The organism is Nodosilinea sp. LEGE 06152, from assembly GCF_015207525.1.
Classification (GTDB): Bacteria; Cyanobacteriota; Cyanobacteriia; order Phormidesmidales; family Phormidesmidaceae; genus Nodosilinea.
The window spans coordinates 331,415-351,318 of record NZ_JADEWR010000002.1; the positions used below are offsets into that span (position 1 = coordinate 331,415).

Annotated in this window: 15 protein-coding genes; 11 read left to right on the forward strand and 4 right to left on the reverse strand. The window is 45.3% G+C overall.

Annotated elements, in window-relative coordinates:
- Positions 1–104: 104 nt before the first annotated feature.
- Together IQ265_RS03950 and IQ265_RS03955 are read right to left on the reverse strand one after the other, a co-directional pair.
- Positions 105–3,176: a hypothetical protein gene (locus IQ265_RS03950; protein ID WP_194050883.1), complete on the reverse strand. Its 3,072-nt coding sequence runs from the start codon at positions 3,174–3,176 to the stop codon at positions 105–107.
- The gene (locus IQ265_RS03955; RefSeq protein ID WP_194050884.1) at positions 3,163–4,686 is read right to left on the reverse strand and encodes an ATP-binding protein; all 1,524 of its coding nucleotides are present in this window, start codon (positions 4,684–4,686) and stop codon (positions 3,163–3,165) included. Before IQ265_RS03955 ends, IQ265_RS03950 begins: the two co-directional genes overlap by 14 nt.
- Before the next feature lie 247 nt (positions 4,687–4,933).
- Here IQ265_RS03955 and IQ265_RS03960 point away from each other — a divergent pair, with 247 nt between their 5' ends.
- The 11 genes from IQ265_RS03960 (at position 4,934) to IQ265_RS04010 (ending at position 16,670) form a co-directional block, all read left to right on the forward strand.
- Positions 4,934–5,401 carry a hypothetical protein gene (locus IQ265_RS03960; RefSeq protein ID WP_194050885.1) on the forward strand — a complete coding sequence of 156 codons (468 nt, stop codon included), beginning with the start codon at positions 4,934–4,936 and terminating at the stop codon, positions 5,399–5,401.
- A 21-nt stretch (positions 5,402–5,422) separates the two neighbouring features.
- The gene (locus tag IQ265_RS03965; protein WP_194050886.1) at positions 5,423–6,136 is read left to right on the forward strand and encodes a mobilization protein; all 714 of its coding nucleotides are present in this window, start codon (positions 5,423–5,425) and stop codon (positions 6,134–6,136) included.
- Positions 6,133–6,576 carry a hypothetical protein gene (locus tag IQ265_RS03970; RefSeq protein ID WP_194050887.1) on the forward strand — a complete coding sequence of 148 codons (444 nt, stop codon included), beginning with the start codon at positions 6,133–6,135 and terminating at the stop codon, positions 6,574–6,576. The genes IQ265_RS03965 and IQ265_RS03970 overlap by 4 nt, the downstream gene beginning before the upstream one ends.
- 76 nt (positions 6,577–6,652) lie before the next feature.
- The gene (locus IQ265_RS03975) at positions 6,653–7,144 is read left to right on the forward strand and encodes a hypothetical protein (RefSeq protein WP_194050888.1); all 492 of its coding nucleotides are present in this window, start codon (positions 6,653–6,655) and stop codon (positions 7,142–7,144) included.
- A 7-nt stretch (positions 7,145–7,151) separates the two neighbouring features.
- Positions 7,152–9,152, forward strand: a complete 2,001-nt coding sequence (locus IQ265_RS03980) for a type IV secretion system DNA-binding domain-containing protein (RefSeq protein ID WP_194050889.1) — start codon at positions 7,152–7,154, stop codon at positions 9,150–9,152.
- Between the two features lie 445 nt (positions 9,153–9,597).
- On the forward strand, positions 9,598–9,933 hold the full coding sequence (locus IQ265_RS03985; RefSeq protein ID WP_194050890.1) for a hypothetical protein: 336 nt from the start codon (positions 9,598–9,600) through the stop codon (positions 9,931–9,933).
- A gap of 56 nt (positions 9,934–9,989) precedes the next feature.
- Positions 9,990–11,249, forward strand: a complete 1,260-nt coding sequence (locus tag IQ265_RS03990) for a hypothetical protein (RefSeq protein ID WP_194050891.1) — start codon at positions 9,990–9,992, stop codon at positions 11,247–11,249.
- Positions 11,242–11,985: a hypothetical protein gene (locus IQ265_RS03995; protein ID WP_194050892.1), complete on the forward strand. Its 744-nt coding sequence runs from the start codon at positions 11,242–11,244 to the stop codon at positions 11,983–11,985. The genes IQ265_RS03990 and IQ265_RS03995 overlap by 8 nt, the downstream gene beginning before the upstream one ends.
- A 474-nt stretch (positions 11,986–12,459) precedes the next feature.
- Positions 12,460–13,162, forward strand: a protein-coding gene (locus IQ265_RS04000) for an IS1 family transposase (protein WP_194050893.1) whose coding sequence is annotated in 2 segments (ribosomal slippage) — positions 12,460–12,792 and positions 12,794–13,162 — 702 coding nt in all. Because the reading frame shifts where the segments join, the coding sequence is not laid out codon by codon here.
- A gap of 836 nt (positions 13,163–13,998) precedes the next feature.
- Positions 13,999–15,660 (forward strand): hypothetical protein, encoded by a 1,662-nt coding sequence (locus IQ265_RS04005; RefSeq protein ID WP_194050894.1) that lies wholly within the window; start codon positions 13,999–14,001, stop codon positions 15,658–15,660.
- Positions 15,661–15,827: 167 nt separating this feature from the next.
- Positions 15,828–16,670, forward strand: coding sequence for a hypothetical protein (locus tag IQ265_RS04010; protein WP_194050895.1), 843 nt, complete (start codon positions 15,828–15,830; stop codon positions 16,668–16,670).
- Here IQ265_RS04010 and IQ265_RS04015 read toward each other — a convergent pair.
- Complete coding sequence (locus IQ265_RS04015; RefSeq protein ID WP_228037549.1) at positions 16,587–17,804, reverse strand: DNA cytosine methyltransferase; 1,218 nt, start codon at positions 17,802–17,804, stop codon at positions 16,587–16,589. The genes IQ265_RS04010 and IQ265_RS04015 overlap by 84 nt on opposite strands.
- A gap of 13 nt (positions 17,805–17,817) precedes the next feature.
- Positions 17,818–19,848: a TaqI-like C-terminal specificity domain-containing protein gene (locus IQ265_RS04020; RefSeq protein WP_194050897.1), complete on the reverse strand. Its 2,031-nt coding sequence runs from the start codon at positions 19,846–19,848 to the stop codon at positions 17,818–17,820.
- Positions 19,849–19,904 lie beyond the last annotated feature (56 nt).

Sequence of the window (19,904 nt, forward strand, 5' to 3'; positions counted from 1 at the left end):
TAGGATCATTGTTCGACTTTTCGAAAAGCTCATCCAACTTGAAATGGTCAACAATCTCTAAATAGGGCTTCTCAAAAATTACACGCTACTCTCTATAGCTGAGCTTAGCTTTGCTTCCTGCGTGAAGCCCGGAATACGGCGGCAACTTCTTCATACGGATTACCAAAGCCCGAGGTTGTTTTTGGCCAAGAAGTTAATGATTTAATGATTAAATCACCTTTAACCATACACTCCATCGCTTCCCTGCTTTGACCAGATTGGCGAAGAACATCCTCAAGGAGATCATATGTAACAGCCAACTCAAAGTTGAACCGTTGCGAAAATCTTTCTTGACTATTTATTGTCCAGAGTAGCCATTTCACAGAGTCATCAAAGTCGCCTCTCTCTAAAAGGAACTTGCCTATCTCCCGAACCAAATAGGCGGTATCAGGGTGTCTCATCCCAAACAACTCAATTTTTTCTTCCAGTGCTTCTAGATATGATGAATTTGCCTGAGAATACTTTTCTTGCTTGGCATAATTGCGAGCTTGCTGAAGTGAGGAAATTAAAGGTTCGACTCCCTCTAACTTAAGGAAATGAACTTTGCCTGACTCTTCTCCAACTAAAATAGAGACCCCATCAGATGCTATAGCACAACTAAGCAAACAACCATCCTCTTTGAAACTGGTAATAGCCTCACCGGACTCTGTGTTCCAGACTTTAACTGTTTTGTCCCATGAAACAGATATTAGAGTTTGATCATCGGGAGCTAAAGCAATTGCATTTATTCCAGCGCTGTGGCCATAAAACGTAGTTAATTCTTGTCCACTATCTAAATCCCAGACCCTAATCGTGCCATCTTGGGAAGCGGTTATAGCACGTCTACTGTCAGACGTAACTACTACAGAACTGATACTTTTAGTATGCCCGGATAGAGTACGGAGTTCTCTTGTAGAGTATAGGTCCCAAACCTTTACCGTGGTGTCGTCGGAACCAGAGAGGATTGTTTTCCCATCCAGAGTTGCCGCCACAGATCGCACAGGTCCCTTATGCCCTTTAAGACGACGTACAGATCCCTGCGCAAGATCTAAAATATGTACGAAGGGCACATCAGCATAAAGGCCTTCTTGAATACCTGATTCAGTGGTAGATCCACCAAAGAAATTATTAAGTTCAAGTTCAGGAAAAGACATCCCAATAACAAGTAATAGTCCATCTCTAGTAACGCAACAGTCTTCAACCGATGCGTTGTGAATTCCATTTTTATATCGATAATTAACTATCGTTGAAGTTTCATTCTTTTTTGAGAGTAGTTCACACGCTAACACTCCACCACTTACGGAGATAATAACAGATCTGTCATTGGGAGTTGTTGCAACTGCGCGTATAGGAGGATTTCCCCTACCGCCTAACTCAATTTTTCTACCAAAGTAGCAAAGCTCAGTGATGCTCCTACCACTCTGCTCAATTTGCTTACTCATTTCCCTTGTAGAGAGAACTGACGAAAAGGAACGCACATCGGTCTCTGCTAATGCGGTGCCAATTGGACCAATATCGCTGATGAACTGGCCATTCCTTGCATTCCAGATTTTTACCTTATTATCCCAAGAAACAGAAAAAGCCCTTTCACCGTCATCAGCTATTTTTATGGCTGTAACCTTATTTCCATGTTCAACACTACTAGGGTCGAGCCCAGGCATCTGTGAGAAATTCCATATTTTAATGACTCCATCGGCGGAGCCAGTAATGAGAAGATTAGAATCTGCACTCAGACATAGAGCATTGACGTAGGTATCGTGTTTTGGAAAGGCTTTTATCTCTGTTTTAGAATCCAGATCCCAGATCCTTACAGTTAAATCATGGGAACAAGAAATAGCCTTATTCGCACCAGACGAAATTGCAAGCCCATATATGGTTCGTGTATGTCCTTTCCAATCACCTATGAAAGTTGTATTGAGGGTTTTGCCATCCTCTAACTTCCAAACCTTTATAAATAATCCAGAATTCGAAATAAGAGTTCGTCCATCTGGGCTTACAGCTAACCCCCAAGTATAATCATTGTGCCCATTTTCTAATGAGCTTAATTCAGCCCCTGTTTCTAAATTCCATATTTTGATTAAAGTCGGCCTATCGTCTTGCAAGCCTATAGGCTCACCGCCGAGATCATAACTGACCGAGATATGTAGTGATGAACGTTTAAGATGAGCCTTAGCATTTATTTGGGGTGCTCTAGAAATGCCGGTGTTAAGCATCACTCCATCTTTGGAAATATTTGATATTCCCTTCGCCTTTCCTTCGGCAGAAATAATGTATTTATTGTCAGGAGATACTGCTACAATATGAACGCTTTTTTCATGGCCACTCAATTTTTTAATTAAAGTACCATGCTCTAAATCCCAAACGTTGACAGACCCATCGCTTGAGCCGGAGATGGCTTTGGTGCCATCAGATGTGATTGCTACTGAGTTGATTGAACTCACGACAATTTCTTGAAGTTGCGAACCGCTTTCAATATCCCAGACTTTAATAGTTTCATCACTCGAAGCTGAAACTAATTTTTGATTGTCGGAAGTTACCTGAAGTGAGTGAACAATTCCTGTGTGTCCTTTGAGTGTTCTTAGTTCTACGCCAGCTTTAATATCCCAGATTTTTATATCGGTATCCCAAGATGCTGATATAAGCCGAGCTCCGTCCGAGGTTATAGCAAGGGCCTGAATCATATCCTTATGCCCTGTAAGTGTACGCATTAAGGGGCTATCTGCTTGAGGCAAAGAAGGAGTTTGATGCCTTAACCAAGGATTACCCTGTAAGGTTTTTTGCCGTTCTATGTCAGCAAGAAGCAATTGGATATCTGGACCATTAGAGGTTATTAATCGGCTCAAAAGTTGTCCTGCAAGGCTTTGCGTGTCTTCATTAACTATGTCAGCGGACAGTCGTAAGGAATTCTGAACTGCCAAAAGGTTCTCGCTCCTTTGGTTAGGCAACGAGAGAGCAACTGTAGACATCAGGTCGTAATCATCGATTAAGGGTTGGACACCCTCCTTTTCGGCCTTGAGCTCGATGAAGGCAAAGTCTGTAAGGATTTTGTAGAGCCCTTCAGCCTTTTTTGCTTTGGCAAGGAACTGGGGGAGAGCTCGAAGAGTGACTCGTTTTTCACTAGCGGGTAAGTTTTCGAAACGATCTCTAAAGCTGCTCATCTCCGTATACGCCTTCCCATAAACTATTAGTAATTTGGAGCATGATCTCTTCAAGCATTACCCCTGCTGCTTGAACAATATCTTTTCGGTAAAGGAAATCAGAAAAACTTAAATGGTAGACTGAATAGCAAAGCTCATCTTCGATGTTCTGGGTGAGAAGAAATTGCCGAAAATCGTGCGTTAACACCTCCTGGACCGTGAGCACATCATCACCAGAAATTCTGGATATGTGGTCTATTGAAACAGCCTGCTCGATTGTCGCTAGAACGTAAACGATTCTGATTTTCGAACGCGGCAGTGGTTGTGCAGTCATACCCATAAGCTGCCAGTGAGTTTCGTAGTAATTCTCTAGCCCTGATGGCAGATGCTGGATACTGAGATCTTGGTATCTTCCCTGTTCAATATCTCCTAGAACATAGAATAGATACATAAAGTTGAGTTCGCTCTTGAGTCTCAACTGAGTGACGAAATCCTCCTTGTCTAGTGCTTGGAGGTGAAGCCAGTGTTGTATGGATGTACGCTCAGATTGAGCTCGAATATAGAGTTCAATATCCTGAGAGGATTCTGCTGTATATTCCGAGCCCATTAAATCAATTATCTTATGCGGCACGAATACATGAAACGGAAGTGGGACGTCGCTACGTTGTGTCAAAAGGACGTAAACATTAGCAGGAAGGTATTGAGGAAGATAAAGAACGTTAGCGCCAGAAGATTGACTAGCTAAATTGACCTCATCTAAAGCATCAATGGCAATGAATACTGGGGATTCTGGAGCCCTTTGGGCTGCCTGTTCTAAAAGATGATTAAGAAACCGTCCATCCTCAGTTGCGCCTGGCGGCAACGGCAGATTGTTATTAACGCCATATCTTTCAATCAGCTGAACACAGATGCTTTCGAGGAACTGCTCGGTACGAGTAATTCCGTCAGGTCTTGAGTTGAAATGAGCAATACAGCCAGTACGCTTGACATATTCGGCAAGAATAGCACTTTTCCCAACACCAGGCTTGGCTTTAATCGAGATGTATCCGCAGGGATTTGCAGTAAAAAAATCGTCTATCGCATCAAATATATATTGCCGACCAACGAATTCCGATGTCTTCCTCTCAACAAGAGTGCGAAAGATGCCCGATATATAAGGATCAATCTTACCCCAATCGTGATCCTTGCTTTCCTGCTCTGCAGATTCGTAGTCTGCTTTTTCAAGCACGAGTTTCATTGCCAAAAAGAACCCTTTCAAGGAGCTATAGTCCACGGGTTTATATTTGAGAATCCGAGTGATAGTTGACTGGGCAAGGCTAGAACCTTGCTCCTCACAGTAACGAGTGACCTCAGCCCCGGTCGTTTTCAAAATTTCTTCCGAGCGAAGCAGCTGATCGAGGCGAGCCGTTAGACGATCTCTACCAAACTTACTAAGAATTAGCCCACGTCTTCGTTCCATGCCGCATAGGTCAGCGAAGGTACCTTTCATATCTTCAGCGGGGACGGCGAGATTCCGGACACCAATTGTCAAGGTATGGAAGGTAAAGGGGTATTCGGAGAAACCCCTAAGCAGTGGGCATCGGAATAAGGGAGGTGTGAGTTAAGTGATTAAAACTCAGTCAGCTTACTCACCTAACTTAATTCTACGAGCACCGTAGTTGTGGATCTAATAGGTTCATGCCACCAATACGTTCCTCCCCTATTCCAGGGAGTGCTTCTTCCCCAGGTGGCGTGAATCGTTTCAGTAGTTCAGTCACAGGAGACATGATCCGCATGCTATGGACAAGAATTCAGACGCCCTTCCCAATGGCAGTCAGCACAATGAACATCTGTTTATTGAGGCGCTGGCAGCGCTGCCAGAGAAGCCAATGGTACGCCGGAGGCAGAACACTGCCTATGACCTGGTGCTCCGCTGCTATGCGTCTCTGAAGCAGGCAAAGATGAAGGGCCACTCTTATGAGGACCTTGCAGCGCTGTTTGAAAGAGATCTAAGCAGGACAATAACTCCTGGAACGCTTAGGAAGTACATGAACCGGGCAGCAAAAGTCCTAACTGGTGAGAAGGTGCCGGATCCAGGAGAGGCTGATCATGCTAGCACGACAAGCTCTGTTCCAATCAAGCATGCTCCCCAAAGCGTTCCGCTACCAAAGCGTGCTGAGCCAAAGCCAGCAACGCTGCCAAGACCAGCACTGTATGGCCGAGATCCTCGTGCCCAAGCGAGCGAAGACGAGTTTGAGAATCTGTAGTCACGTGATGGAGGTGGACCTATGGTTCCACGGTTTAGTAATTCACGCCTCCACTTTGTGGGAGGCCGTAAAGGGGGCGTCGGGAAGAGCTTCTATACCCGTCTGTTGATTGAATCCCTTAGAAGCAAAGGGCGGGAATTTACCATTGCTGAGTGCGATCGCGTGAATCCTGATGTTGGCCGCATTTACAAGGAGCTAGAGGAGGTCATCCTTGCCTATTTCAGCGAAGATGAACGAAAGCGCAGTAAGGCCGATGCGCTCTTTGCTGAAGCTCAGAAAAAAACCGTCGTTGCCAACCTCCCTGCTCAAGTGCACCAGGCAATGCTTGCCTGGTTTACCGACGATGCACTGTATGAACTAGCAGAACGTGAGGGGGTATCGTTCTGTCACTGGTACGTTTCTAACGGCGGGTACGACTCTGTTCAACTTTTCTACAAAACGGTTGCTGACCTGGGCGAGTGGATGCCCCACGTATTCGTGAGGAACTGGGGGCTCTGCGACGACTGGTCACATGTTGATCAAGATCCAAAGTTTCAGGCACTCATTGAGGATCATTCGATCCCGGTGATCGATCTGCCGAAGTGTTCCTATCTGGAGCGAAATTTCATTGAAGCGCACCAGCTAACTCTCTCCGGAGCGGAGAGTCACAAAGACCTGACGGTGGTATCGCGACAGCGCATCAAGCACTTTCTTCGGCAAACGTTTCAGCAGATTGAGCAGGCGGGGATGTTATGAACCATAAGCCTCTTGGTGATATTCCCGATGAAGAGCTCGCTACCCTCGACCTTGTGCTTGAAGGCGTTGATCTAGACACCAAACTGAAGGTGTACCGGATCCTGGAGAAAACCCAGATTGAGGCAGGTGATCCAATGTTCCTTGTGCTGCTTTCGCTCACCCATGCACGGGTGGCGATCGCACCTATCCCGGATGATCTACGAGGTCTGGTGGACGACGTAAAAGCCCATCTAGTCACGCTCCAATCCCTTAACCGGAGGCAGATTGAGGATTGTCTGGATGTGGCAGCTGAAATCAATGTGACAGCTAAACGACTCAGCAACCAAATGGTGCAGCACGCATCTAGCGGTACCTCCTCGCCAGTATTTTCCTTCCAGTGGGCCTTCTTTGGAGCAGTGAGTGGAAGTGTGCTGATTTTCGTGCTTCAGCGATTTTTGTAGCGCCTGTCGATTCGGCGCAAGCGACGGCTTGCGCCCAACATTCTTCTAGCTATTCCCGAATTATTAAGGAGGTCTGATGTTTGCACATGTCATCAGGCGGGCGCTTTTCGTGGCCGGAATGCTCCTGCTTGCCTATTACGTCTACCCCCGCATGGGCGGGTTTACCGAAGGCCTTGCCCTGACAGAAGGAAAGCTTTTTGGCTTTTTTCCCCTCATGTGGCTCGATAACCAATGGGTGCATGGAGCACTTCTGCTGTTCTGCGCCCTCTGGCTCTACCGATACCTTGAAGGGTTTTCAGAAGAACTCGCGATCGCTCGATACCGCTCGTTATCTCAAGTCATCAGCTGCGCCGCGCGGTGGCTTATTGCCATGGTGCTCTGGCTAATTCTTGTGCTGCTTGAACCAGTGCTGATGTTTCAGGCGCTCACCACCTGGACCACGCTCCCGCTGTGGCTTGTGTGGGTGATTGTCGTTGTCTTTTTTTTCTTAGCCACGGGGCTTGGGCTCCGTTACCCGGCCTACATCGTGGCGAGTGTTCGCGAACAAATTATCCGAGAAAGGTTGTAACACTATCATGCTCAAACTAATGGTGTGGCTGCTGACAGCTGGTTGGCTCTATATCAGTACCCCCAGGCTCTACGATCTCTGGGTTCTGTGGATAAGCAAAAGCCTCAACAACGCAGATTTAGCGATGTGGAACGGGGGAGGATGGATCTCCCATGCTTGTGCCCTGATGATTACGGCCCTCTACATCGGCGGATTGTGTGAGGTGGTTCATGTTGGACTACTGAAAGGTAGAACCAAAGTAATTTCTGAGATTGAAAAGATACTCCTGCCGTTTCTGGTGCTGCTGCTGGGATGGTGGGGAACCCAGTTTGTCGTTCGTCTATTAATTCAGGGGGTACCTGCTTCTCTAAGCTTTCTGATAGCAGCTTTTGTGACGGCCCTTGTCGGTAGTGTCGTGCTCGTGCCTGCGCCACTGCCGTTATTAGCGTCAGGAACAGTTCGAGGCCGATCGCTACGGCAATCCGCAGAGCTTCAGCGAATGTGGAAACGCCGGGGACAAAGGCAAGTTAAAGGACTTATCCCTTGGGGAGGAGCGTTTATCGCTAAGGAGAACGAGGCGCTCCACTTCATCCTGATTGGTAACACCGGAGCCGGGAAATCTACCTGGCTTGAGGTGATGATGACTAAGACCTTGGCTGGCATTGGCTTTAACCCAAACTACCGAGCCATTGTGGTCGATGCTAAGGGTAACTTGCTTCCCTATTTAGAAGCCCTGGGGCTTGGAGTCGGGGAGGACGGGCCACTCTATGTGATTTTGAATCCTCTTGATAAGCGAGCCGCTCGGTGGGCGATAGGCAAGGACATTAATTCTCCTGGCAAAGCTCACGAGTTTGCCCGCACTGTGATTCCGGAGGCGAAAGGAGATAACCAGTTTTTTCCCCGAACTGCTATGGCACTTCTGGTCGCCGTCATTGTCTCACTGCAACGGGCTAAAGGGGAAAGGTGGACACTGCGAGACCTCATCAATGCTTTCTCAACGGCTGCGATCGCTCACACCTTGATCCAAAGATGGAATCCTCGACCTCAAGACCTAGACGATTATTTCAAGGTCAAAAAGGGCGAGCGCAATGACATTTTCATGTCAGTTCGGGCTGAACTTGATCAGTTTCATTTGATTGCAGCCTGCTGGGAGGTAGCGACTAGTGAGTTTTCGATCACAGAATGGATACGCGGTGAATATGTGCTGGTGTTGGGCTCCGATTACGAATACCCCGATGCCCTCAAGACGATTAATGCCTTACTGTTTTCTTCCATTGCAGCTCGGCTAAAGCAGTTGCCCGATGATCCGGAACGGCGGGTATGGCTCTATATTGATGAGCTAATTGCTACCGGAAAGTTAGTCGCCCTTGAACAACTGCTCCAATTGGGACGATCGAAATCGGTCTGTATGGTGAGCAGTGTGCTAAACATGGCCTCTTTTGTTGAGGAGTTTGGCGAGAACATAGCCAAATCTATCTGGGGGCTGTCGCGGCACAAGGCGATGTTTCCAATGGATAGTGATTCTGCAAAATACATCAGCGATGCTATTGGTAAACACGAGGTGATTCAGACCACCTACACACCCCAGGTGCCGAATCCAGATAAACCACCCTCAAGCAGCGGTGTCTCCTACCAGCGCTCAGAGCGCACAACCATATTGCCGCAGGAACTAGATGAACGAGAGCTTCCTATACCGGGGCCAAAAAACGGCTTGAGTGGTTATTTTAGCCTTCCTGGAGAGGGTATTCACTACCATACCTATTCTTGGCAAGAAATCACGAGAATGCGGCCAGAGCGGCTAGGTGATGATGATGGTGGTGTGGTTGGCTATGACCGCATTGATGAGCGATTTGTCGCGACTATTCCGACTCCGTGGACTAAAGAAGAACTGGCACAACTTAAGCTAAATCCTCCAGACACAGCAGGTGGAGATGCGCCGCGATCTACCAAACCACGTGGGCCACAGAAGCCTGGAGATAATTCAGGAGCCAAGCCTCCACGGCCCATCAAGAAAAAGCCTAAGGAATAGATTCGTCAGGCATTGGAATTGGAAACCGGAAGATATTTGGGAATGGTAGAAGAGCTTTGTCAGCTCTTCTGGCGACACCTAAAAGGAGCATGTAAATAAGGAAACGGGGGCGGAAGTTAACTGACTTAAGTTAACTCCCCTAACACGAGGCCTCTAGCTATTCACCTATGAGATTCTTCTCTCCATGCCACCAAAAGGTGCATCTAGCTACGGTCAACATGAAATTCCCTTCTCTTAAGCCACTTCTAGTAAATCATTCTGAGAGGACGCCCCATGGAATAATTCCGAACAATATTTTCAGAAATTTCCGGACACCTGATAGTTCTCGAAAGAACGCTTAAAAAGCCCGCTATTCCTTCACTCTAACGATTTTGGTGCTGCCTGCGATTATGGGGCAGCAAAAGCTCAACCATGCTTCTGACAACACTTGTAGAAGTTTGCAGCCATGAAAAAGACAATTTCATCGGAAACGATCAGCTTTCGCATTGATAGTCACTTAGCCGATGAGGTGAAGCGAAAAGCCACAGAGGCAGGAGCATCGAGCATTCACTTTTATGCGAGAGAGCTGTTCTTATCTGCACTAGCAGACCTCGCCATTCAAGACGAAGTTCATCAATTGCGCGAGGGCCTTAGTGAAGTATCGCAGGAGCTTTTAGAGCTTCGACATGACCTCCAGCTTCTTCTTGTGCGAGTCGTCTTTGTGCTCACTGAACTTTCAGTCGAGGAGGTCGAAGGAGCGCTGTTTTCCGACTCGCCGCTAGGGGATGAGTCAGAAGCATGACGAAAAGTTTTCTACCCGTCGATCGCTAGTTGTTCCTATAAATTCAGAGGTTCCCCATGACAGATAGAGATAGATCTGGTTTAGCGTTTTCATCGGATGGTGATAGTTCCAGTCAGAATGGCCATCACCCTGTACAGAGTGATCAGGCGCTTGAAAGTAACGGCTCAGATACTGGTGATGCTCGGTTTGTTGAGGCGCGTCTCGATTCTGAGTTTCGAGATAAAGTCAGGAATTTAAAGGCACCCCGTTTGGCTGAGCAAGGCCGAGAGGCGTTGCTCCAGCATCTCTGGGTGCGGTCCAGTGAACTGCACGGGCGAGCATCTACTAGGGAGATTCGAGAGCGCTCAGATCTCACCGGGGCGTTTGGTACCGGGGCGAATTTGATCAATCTTATTCTTACCCAACCATTTTTTGTTGCCCTCAGTGGTCCAATAGTGGGTACCGCGATTAGCGTTGGAGTCTATTGGTTATCCAATCTCAGTCAGAAAATAGCGGTCAGAACTGCGGATGAACGGAGGCCGTGGGGTAATCGAGGGTACCTGGGCTTTGTGCTGCTGAGCATTTTGCAAACTGGTTTAAGTCCTTGGGGGACAGCCTTACTCCTGTTTCGATCGGATCTGAACAACCAACTGGCAGAGCGTGTGGTTGTAGAGTTTGTGAACTCGGACGTGCAGTTTGAGGTAGAGGCGGCTAACGAGAAGAAGGAGCTTGCTTCGGATAAACAAGAAGAATGTGATGACCTCCTTAAGGAGTACAACCAGAAGAAGAACGCTGGTGATCTTGCCTATGACAGGCCTTACATTCTTGCGCTCGGCAAGTATATGGCAAATGAACCTGCCGACCGATGGGACGGAAAGCCAATTGCCTCACTTCCTGCCTGCCCAGCAGCGAGGCGGTTAGAGCTAGAGGCTAATGCTCAAATGGAGCAGGCCCAAGAGTTAGTAAGCAGGCGTAACGCTGAAATGCGAACAACCTACGGTGATAGCTACGTTACCTATCTGAAGGTTGAACGGCCTGATCTATTTGAAGCGTATTTTAATAACTCGCTACTTGGTACCCGCATTCGATCAGGCGTTACCGAGTTGGCAGAGGCCCAGGCGTTGGTGGTTTCGGGCAAGTCTGGCCCAACGCTCGTCATGATCGTGTTCACATTATTAAGCGCCATTACGAGCTACACCGCTTTAACGCTTACGTATCACCACAGCAAGGATCCACTGGTACGCCAGTCATGGTCTGCGCTTGCACTAAGCAGACAGCACCAGGTTGTGACTGGACAGAAAGAGAACAGCCTCAGCAGGAGCGATCGCCATGAATAGCAATAACTCGATGCAAACGGACAGCCCAGGTGATGAGGCCTTGCTTGAGCAGGTTCTCATTGAGCTGGTGAATAAGAGCAGTGCGAAAGGCGGAGTGTTGGATGCTGACATAGTCGAGGCCTACTACCGAGAGGGCTATATCCCTTCTGCTAATTGTGATCGGATGTTGGGTGAACTTCTTTTGGAGGGGCCAGGGCAATATCTAGGCGTTATTGTCAGAGGGCTCAACGAGCGATGTGATGCGTTTAAGTGTCAGTTGTTGGCGCTCAGGGATGATCCAGACCGGAGAACAGCAATCTCACGTTTGGGCGATATATCAAAGGGGCGCTACTGGCTGCTTCAGTTATTTCTGAAGGGCTACCCTCGACCTCCGTTCTCGATTATCCAGCACGTGCTGCCAGTCCGATACGAGGTAATAGTGCATTTTTGTTCGCAGCGCCCGGAGAAGCAGATTCAGGGGTATCTGTGCGATCTGATTCTAGAGCTCCCTGCGATCGAGGAGTACTTGATGCAGCCAGAGGCTACTCCTTACCGAAATCCGATCTCGCGGTTTTTCGGCAGCCGCTGCCAGGCAGCAAAACGGCGACGATTCCTACGTTCTGTTAATCGGCTCATTGTCGCTTCAGAAAGCCTGCGCGGCTATCTCATCACCTACCTCGAACCCTACCTACTTACCCTGCACTTTCAGCAGGAGTACCAAGAACACTCAGACCACCTCATCAAGGATGAGTTTTAACCCGTGTAGTTCTGGTCAGTAGGTTACAAGCCAACAAGGTGCATTCAGTAGCGTGGGGCAGTTGCTTACTGCCCCTACGCTTTCCATCACATCCCATTGGGGCAAGGAAGAAGTTGCCATGGGCAAGCATCCACAGAATTTACGTAATACGAAAAGTTCAGCCGCAGAGCTAAAACCAGTCTGGGTAAAAACGGCAGACGCGGTAAAGCTCGTAGGGTTATCGTCCTCCTGCCTAAAGAATTACCGATTAAGACAGGGCTATCTGATCGAAGGGATCCACTGGGTCTATACGAACTCAGGCCGTCGCATGATCCTCTACAACGTGGAGCTACTCTGCGATTGGGTGGCTAACAGAGCTTGTCCAGAGATTCATCTTAAAAAGATCGAGGCGTACTTAAAGAAACAGAGTCGTAAGAGATAGAGAGGATAAAATTCGGCGTTGCATAATTGAGAGATGAGTTAGGGTAATCTGCGATGCAATGTCCAGACTGTGGAGCCACTCACATCCGTAAGAATGGCAAGAGGAAAGGTAAACAAAACCACATCTGTGTAGCCTGCGGTCGTCAGTTTGTTGAGGCCTATGAGCCTCACCGAGGGTACTCGGATGAGGTCAGACGCGAATGCCTCAAGATGTACGTTAATGGCGCTGGGTTTCGAGCCATAGAACGGGTCAAAGGGGTGCACCATACGACGGTCATTACTTGGGTGAAGCAAGTGGGCGAACGCCTCCCCGATGCTTACGCCCCTGAAACGACCCCAGAAGTCGGCGAACTCGACGAGTTAGAAACCTTTGTAGGCTCAAAAAAACAAGATTTGGCTGTGGACCGCCGTTGACCACTTCAAGCAAGGGATTTTGGGTTGGGTCTTAGGTGACCATAGTGCCGAGACGTTTCAACCGCTCTGGACGCTGGTAGCTCGTTGGCAGYGCTACTTTTATGTCACRGATGKGTSGACGGTSTACCCCARCTTTATTCCAGCGGGCGATCAGATTGTCAGCAAGACCKACATGACTCGSRTCRAGGGAGAGAMYWCYCGATTACGGCACTATCTAGCCCGCTTGCATCGCAAAACGCTTTGCTACTCCAAGACCGTGGAAATGCTGGCTCACTCTGTTCGATTGTTACTTCACTACCTCAAGTTCGGCGATGTCCCAGTCCCGTCAAGATTCATCTCTTGATTCAGCAACGCCTAAAATTCACTCATTTACTAGCAATCTGAAGCTCTGTGAGCTGATTCAATCATGGCTGGAATAATCAACGATGAAGATATGGCTAACGAAGCCTTATTTGAGCAACAAGTATGTTAAGGCGCTTATGCGAGGACAAAAATACTGAGACCAGCGAAGGATCAAGAATCAATCAGTTGCGAACTCTGAATATAGCAAGACGAGGGAACAATAAGCCCATTTCGGTTAAGCGGCTTACCCTTGTTAGCGAAAATTTCCACCCCATTTTATAGTTAAGGGTCTCATCATCTAATGAAGTGCCTGTGTGTTTAATTTTGCAAAATGTAAAAAGTACTTTTAGATCTAGCAATATGGTGAGTCCTAAAGCGCTTTGGTGGGTACCTTAGAGATGCAGTGCGGTGGAACTACCATACGTAAACGGCCCTAATGGATGTAGTTGATGCGTTAAGAATGGTTAAGCCGTCATCTAGTACTAAGAAGTATTAGTGCTTGGTGCACTTGTAAACCGGATGTATGACACTCGATATCTTCATAGATGAAAGTGAACCTTAGAGATAAATTTTCCATCACTCAATCGCCAATAAATTTGTATGCAAAGCTTCTCCAATTTAGCAAACAGTCAAAGATTATGATTGTTTGCGACTAACTCTTTCAATTGCTAAACACTGGTGATTTGGGAGTATCAGTCAAGTCCGTTTTTATGGCCTAGATTAATTTTTGCCTATTCCGCGAGAAATTCCAAAAACGATTCTTACTACTAAAGGTTAATCATGCCATCGCATATGTCTGTCCAAACAAATGCAACTGTACGAAATCAGCAAATTGAGATGCTGATTTCCTTTATAATGAATAGATTTGCTGACCAATTAAAGGAATCTGGCCGCATTATCAGCTATGAACCTTGTATTCGGCAAGTGCTTGTTGAGAGGGAAGATTGTAAGGATATTTTCGATTTCTTATTAGAAATAGAACTTGAGGATTCTAGCTCACAATCTGCGGTAAAAATGGAACTCTGGGGACAAGTGACCTGCTATAAGGGTAACAAATTAAGAAAACCAGAGCCTAATAAAACATATGAAATTCGTGAAACCATTGTTGAAGGTTTAGGATTACGTAGGTCGCTTCAAGAACAGCAGGCTTCCTTTCGAACGATCCATATAACGGTAGGACCAACTGATTATACATACGGCTGGTTTGCAGACGCAAAACGTTCTGCCTATGACTTATCTTTGTATCCCAGTGCTCAAATAGACAGTCAGGCCTTATTTAAAGAGATGAATATACTTTCCAGTAGTTCTCGAACGGAGGAGGATTATGACCTTTTACTGGCTAATATTATAGATAACTCTGACTCACAGGTTGGGAAGTTTATAGCAGAAACTCTCAATGAGTTATGTAACTGGTTTAATCTAGGAATGCCGATTAGCCAGATGGCTGACGCTCAATCGGTTTTGCTAGACCAATTATATCAATCTACAAAGGCGAAGGTGCTGGAATCCATTTCAGCCTCGAAGAGGGGTGGAAAGGGTATTAAGGATACAGCAAAAAAAGTTCTGTTAGGTGAAGATACCGCAGATCCATTGATGTTAAAAACGATGAGTAGGCTGTGGTCTGGCAATCCATTTCTTCAAGCTTCCCTTGAAGCTGAATCTAGTTGGGAGAACTGGGTCTCTAAGGAAATCCCTGAACCAGAACCGGGGCAATTATTGGAGCAATATATATGCACCTTGTGGCGTAGGGTTGATAGTTCTCGATTAATCCTTAGAAGACTTCTTCTCAGGATTCACTCCAAGGATACCATTGAGTACATTCAGGATACTGATATAACTGGATTGACAGAGCACAATTTATATGGTGGTGCGCATAGCGCAAGCCAATCATATCTTATTTCTTCCTATATTGCCACGAAATTTCTGAATTCAGGGATAGATTCTCCTGAAAAACTAAAAGACATACTAAAATCCAGAGAGTCAGTAGCCTTACTAAAAGCTTCAAGAAGATTTGAAGCAGGAAATGGAACAAATATTAAACCAAGCTTCTTCTATGTAGAGGAAGCTCTTTCTGATCAATATGACGTGGTTGATTTTGAAAGAACAAACCTTGAAGCCCCAATATCCTATTATAAAGAGTTTGGATCTTCTAGCGTCAAGCCTTATCAAAACATGAAAGTAATTTGTGACAAACGAAGATGCCACCCTATTGCTATATTGAAAGCTAAATACTTTAGAAATCAGGAGTTTGCAAGACGCGCAAAGGAAGAATCATTTGTAGGTATCACTACTAAATATAAGTATGTTGAAGGCGAGTTTTTAGAGCGCTATCAGAATATTCCACTAATTATGTTTGTTGATATGTCTCAAGAACTAGTTCCTCCAGCTTATGCTGTATGTCGTCTAGTCACAGCGGGATGGGACGTCTATTTTTCAATTCAGGAATTGAAAAATTTCTTGTCACAGTTGAACTCAATTCCAGAGGAAAAAACGGACTAAGATCCAATTCTTCTTTATTACCTCCAGATTAGACGGCGAATGTCAAAGAACCTCCGGCTTAGTTGTGGCTAAGCTCTCACGGTTTGGCCTTTTGGGAATCGGAACTATAGAATTTGGATTTGGTATAGGGTCGCTCTTTTAATAGGTTAAATGCTGGTAAAGGTCTGATGGAAAATGGATTTCTTGCAGAGGTTGCTTCTGCTCTCGTTCCAAATTATTTGGAACTATTTAATTGGGGCGATATTTGGACAAGGCCTTTAGAAGAGGGAAGCGCTTTTGAGTGGACTGCTTTAGCAGCCATAGTTTCGCAGGCCGAGAAAAATGGTTGGAAATATTCATTCCCAATTCTTAGATATTCCTGGGGTCGAGACTTCTTTACAGTGCGGAATCAGATTCCAAAACAATTTGGAGCACAGCCTGGGTATTCTAGCCAACTCATAGATCAAAATCTAAAATATCGGTTTCTTCAGTCATTGGTTCCAAAGGTGGAGCTTTCTAAAGCAAATTTGTTTTATAGTTTATTCCGCGAAGGTTGCTCTTATCATGAGGTGATGAGCAATCAGGACTATAATGAGCGACCAGATATTATGTTTATTCCTGGCCGCCCAAAAAGTGATTTCCCAATGCTTATTAGGAGAGATACTTGCGTCGATTTTCAATTTTGTTTCAATGACGGATTGGAAGTTTTCGGTAAGCTAAGAGTTTTACAATCACCGATAGTACGTTGCATAGAGAGACACCCAGAAGGGGCCTCTGTACCTGTTCATGGAATTGTTGAGTGCAGTGTTAATAAGTCATTGGCAGTCGCGACTGGTCAGCTCGAAGGGTATATCAATCTCTTCTCAACTCCCTTGACAGAATCATCTGTATTTCTAGTAACTGGTAATGAATTACCTGAGTGTCGGTGGAACAAATTTTCAATTCCTTTATACACTGCTGACACTTTGCTGATAGAGAACAGTTTTCGAGGATTTGCGGATGAAACTCTGTCGCTCTTTGGGCTTATTTAAATGAGCAAAGATTGCAGAAAATAGCTGTTTAGCAAAAAATGGCGGCACCGCATTTCCAATTTGCTTACCCTGTGCATACGGGTTTCCTGAAAATTCAAACCAGTCAGGAAACGATTGTAGTCTAGCTTGTTCGCGAACTGATAGACGACGTGTGCCTATTAGTTTTTCTATAGGCCTATTAACTACAGGTGCTTTTTTGAAATTCTGGATCCATTGAGGGGGCGCTTCTCTCATCAACTCTTGAAAAGGATTGCTAGTTAGTCGGTAGCAAAACTCAACTTCAGGAACAGGACCAGGAGAAAAAGCACCATCAGCAGGAAATTCGCAGATAGCAAACTCATCACCTCGGATACGAAGTGTGAATGCAGGATCAGTGTAAATATTGCGATTTCTAGGACCGCGCATTTGTGAATTTGCTCGATGAGAAAAATAGTTTCCCATAGGCCAGGGAAGGTCACTTAGTGCATCAAACACAGATATGTATGGTTTATTTAGTTCTATAAGGGATAACTGATTTGTTCTCTTTGAACTTAATACTTTCTTACTCGAAGCATGGTTTGCATCAGGCCACTTAAAGGAGATTCCTAACCGATTACCCACAAAAATCGCCCTTTTCCTTGACTGCGGAACTCCATAGTCAGCCATATTTATTACTTTGCAATCTAGCTCATAGCCAATTTTCCGAAAGTCCTCATATATCTGCTGTAAAACAACTCCCCCTCCAATGTTGGTTATTCCTTGAACATTTTCCATAACTATCCAAGGCGGTTGAAAGTGATCTACAAGTCGGATGAAGTGTTTATACAATTGATTACGTGGATCATCAACAAAACGAAGGCCGCGTGCTAATGAAAAACCTTGACACGGGGGACCGCCAATAATGACATCAACCTGGTCTATGGCTGAACTAGGATGCCACTTTTCGATATCGTTGCAGCTCGCTTCTTGGCAGATGGGAAACATCTGTCGGTAAGTTGTGATGAATTGGTGATCGCAGTCAACAGCAGCTACAGGGATACCACCTGCTTGACAAAATCCAAGAGTCAAGCCACCTGCTCCGCAAAATAGGTCTATGCATGTTGGGGCATACTTTTTGGAGTTGATCGAATAATTCGGAGAGGTTGTTGGGTGCATTTGAATTGGGACTTCAGATAATTGACAGAAAAGAAGCTGGTACAGAATAAGCCGTCAACACCAGCTCATCTAAGCATTCTAAGTTTCTTCTTGAGCGCTGTCCTAGAACTATTTCTTGTGTTAAGACTTGTATTTTTTCTCTTAGTGTTCTGGAACATCTATTTTCATCAGGAATCGGAAATTTTTGAACGTACGTTTTTTTGAATCGAAGACGACCACCGTTTTTAGGGTTGCCAATTCTGTTGCATTTTTGCCGGAAATAAAAATGCCCCACGCTACTGTTAAGTAAACCGAGAAGAAAAAAGTCAGCTGATGGAATGAAAAAAGCACCATCTGGAATTATAAAGCCTTTATCGTCGTAGGCAAATCTACAGTCTGAGGAAATGTCAGGAAAGAGGATCTTAGGCTCAAAGAAAAGCTTGTAATAACTGCACTCACGGAGACCATACCAAGTTGAATGGCCTTGGACATCACTTCTATTCTTTAGGATTTCCTGATGACTTTTAAGGTAATTCATCAGCTCGCTTTTTTTGGGAATCTCCTCATCTTTTCTAACAATAATTATATGTGAATTATCCCAGTCAGAAGACCATTTTCGGATACTTTTAGGTTCTAATAATGGCTTTATAAAAGGAGAGCTTAGATTGTCACTTAAAAGTCTTGAGGCAACATCTTTGTCTAAAATGTATGCTTTTCTATAACCTGTCTTAATGCCAGATAAAATTGCATTAGTGTATCGTCCTAAAGGAATACTGGACTTCTCCAAGAAGGAGACAAAATCCAATGCCTTTGAGTCTCCTATATTCCAACTTTCGGAATTTGCATTTGTTGAGTGTAGTTTTCGGTGTTTAGTTAATCCAGTTAATATGGGGGCTTCCTCTGGAAGTTCTGTATACTCAAATGCCTGAAAAACCTCGTCTCCTTTTTTTTTCGAAAGGGCATAAATAGAAGCGTGAATATTAATAGCTGGAAATATAGGAAGTTCACAAAAGTCGAACAAATATCTTAAGGAGGCGTTTTCGGCAATGAAGCTTCTTATCTTATATCCTTGCTTACTCCTCTGAAAGCTTGCAGGAGAAATATAGCATAAGACTCCTTCCTCTTTAAGGGCAAGGAGTCCATGCGCTATAAAGTATATGTATAAGTCAGCAGCTCCATTGCCAACTGATGGATAAACCTCTTTGAGTGATTTTTTGAGAAGTTTTTCAATTCGATCTCCTCTGACATATGGGGGGTTGCCAACAACAATATGCGGTGGTTTGATACGATTATTCGTCTCTTTAAAGATAGTTTCTTGCTCTTCTACAAGTTCAAGAGCATTTGCAGTGAAGTATTTAGGGCCAATTTCTTTTGCGGCCTCAAAGGAAATATTAAGTTTTCTGCAGATTTCAAGATTTGTTCTTATTGAAGATGCGACAACAGCCAAGGGATTATTGTCAACTCCTTGAATATTACTTAGTAGTGCTGTTGATATTGGAATATCTAGTTGTGTGAGCAGATGAATGATTGACAATGGAAATACTCCGCCACCAATGCATGGGTCATACCAAATAGTAGCTTCTAAGATTTGGTTTGCTGTTCTTTTAGTACTCTCTTTGTATGACTTCTTGTTCCATAGATAATCTATAAGCTCTTCTTCAGGCACATTGGATGACTCCCTCAGCCAACAGAGTGCTGATAGACGTACCATATCCAGTGCGACTACAGGGGGAGTGCTTACAAATCCGTTCTCTTCAACGTGCCCCTCAATTAAGCTGATTTCGTATACTAAGCGGCTAAACAGGTTAGGGGTTAGTTCACTATTGCTGGTTGGGAAAAGAATATTGGTATTTAAGTTTTTGAGTGATGGAAATTGTGTAAGAAGTTCAGACACCTCTTTGCTTGGCTGTTCTCGGTTTGCTGAGAAGCGAGCAATCTCCTCCATGAGTTGGGTTATTTCTTGCGAAGAAAAATTACTTTCCTTGCAGAGCTTAGCTATTTGCTGAGCCAGTGTTATTTCTGATTGTGAGGACTCGATCCAATTCACTCTTGAAAACGTCTTCATAAGCCAATACTTAAGAGCTACCACGCTTGATGGCAGTTAGGCAGTATAACTAGATA

Coding starts and splice junctions, on each gene's coding strand:
- IQ265_RS03965 (WP_194050886.1), top strand. CDS start 5,423: ATGGTTCCACGGTTTAGTAATTCACGCCTCCACTTTGTGGGAGGCCGT.
- IQ265_RS04005 (WP_194050894.1), top strand. CDS start 13,999: ATGCTGATTTCCTTTATAATGAATAGATTTGCTGACCAATTAAAGGAA.
- IQ265_RS04020 (WP_194050897.1), bottom strand. CDS start 19,848: ATGAAGACGTTTTCAAGAGTGAATTGGATCGAGTCCTCACAATCAGAA.
- IQ265_RS03975 (WP_194050888.1), top strand. CDS start 6,653: ATGTTTGCACATGTCATCAGGCGGGCGCTTTTCGTGGCCGGAATGCTC.
- IQ265_RS03980 (WP_194050889.1), top strand. CDS start 7,152: ATGCTCAAACTAATGGTGTGGCTGCTGACAGCTGGTTGGCTCTATATC.
- IQ265_RS03970 (WP_194050887.1), top strand. CDS start 6,133: ATGAACCATAAGCCTCTTGGTGATATTCCCGATGAAGAGCTCGCTACC.
- IQ265_RS04010 (WP_194050895.1), top strand. CDS start 15,828: ATGGAAAATGGATTTCTTGCAGAGGTTGCTTCTGCTCTCGTTCCAAAT.
- IQ265_RS03950 (WP_194050883.1), bottom strand. CDS start 3,176: ATGAGCAGCTTTAGAGATCGTTTCGAAAACTTACCCGCTAGTGAAAAA.
- IQ265_RS03990 (WP_194050891.1), top strand. CDS start 9,990: ATGACAGATAGAGATAGATCTGGTTTAGCGTTTTCATCGGATGGTGAT.
- IQ265_RS03995 (WP_194050892.1), top strand. CDS start 11,242: ATGAATAGCAATAACTCGATGCAAACGGACAGCCCAGGTGATGAGGCC.
- IQ265_RS03960 (WP_194050885.1), top strand. CDS start 4,934: ATGGACAAGAATTCAGACGCCCTTCCCAATGGCAGTCAGCACAATGAA.
- IQ265_RS04015 (WP_228037549.1), bottom strand. CDS start 17,804: ATGCACCCAACAACCTCTCCGAATTATTCGATCAACTCCAAAAAGTAT.
- IQ265_RS03985 (WP_194050890.1), top strand. CDS start 9,598: ATGAAAAAGACAATTTCATCGGAAACGATCAGCTTTCGCATTGATAGT.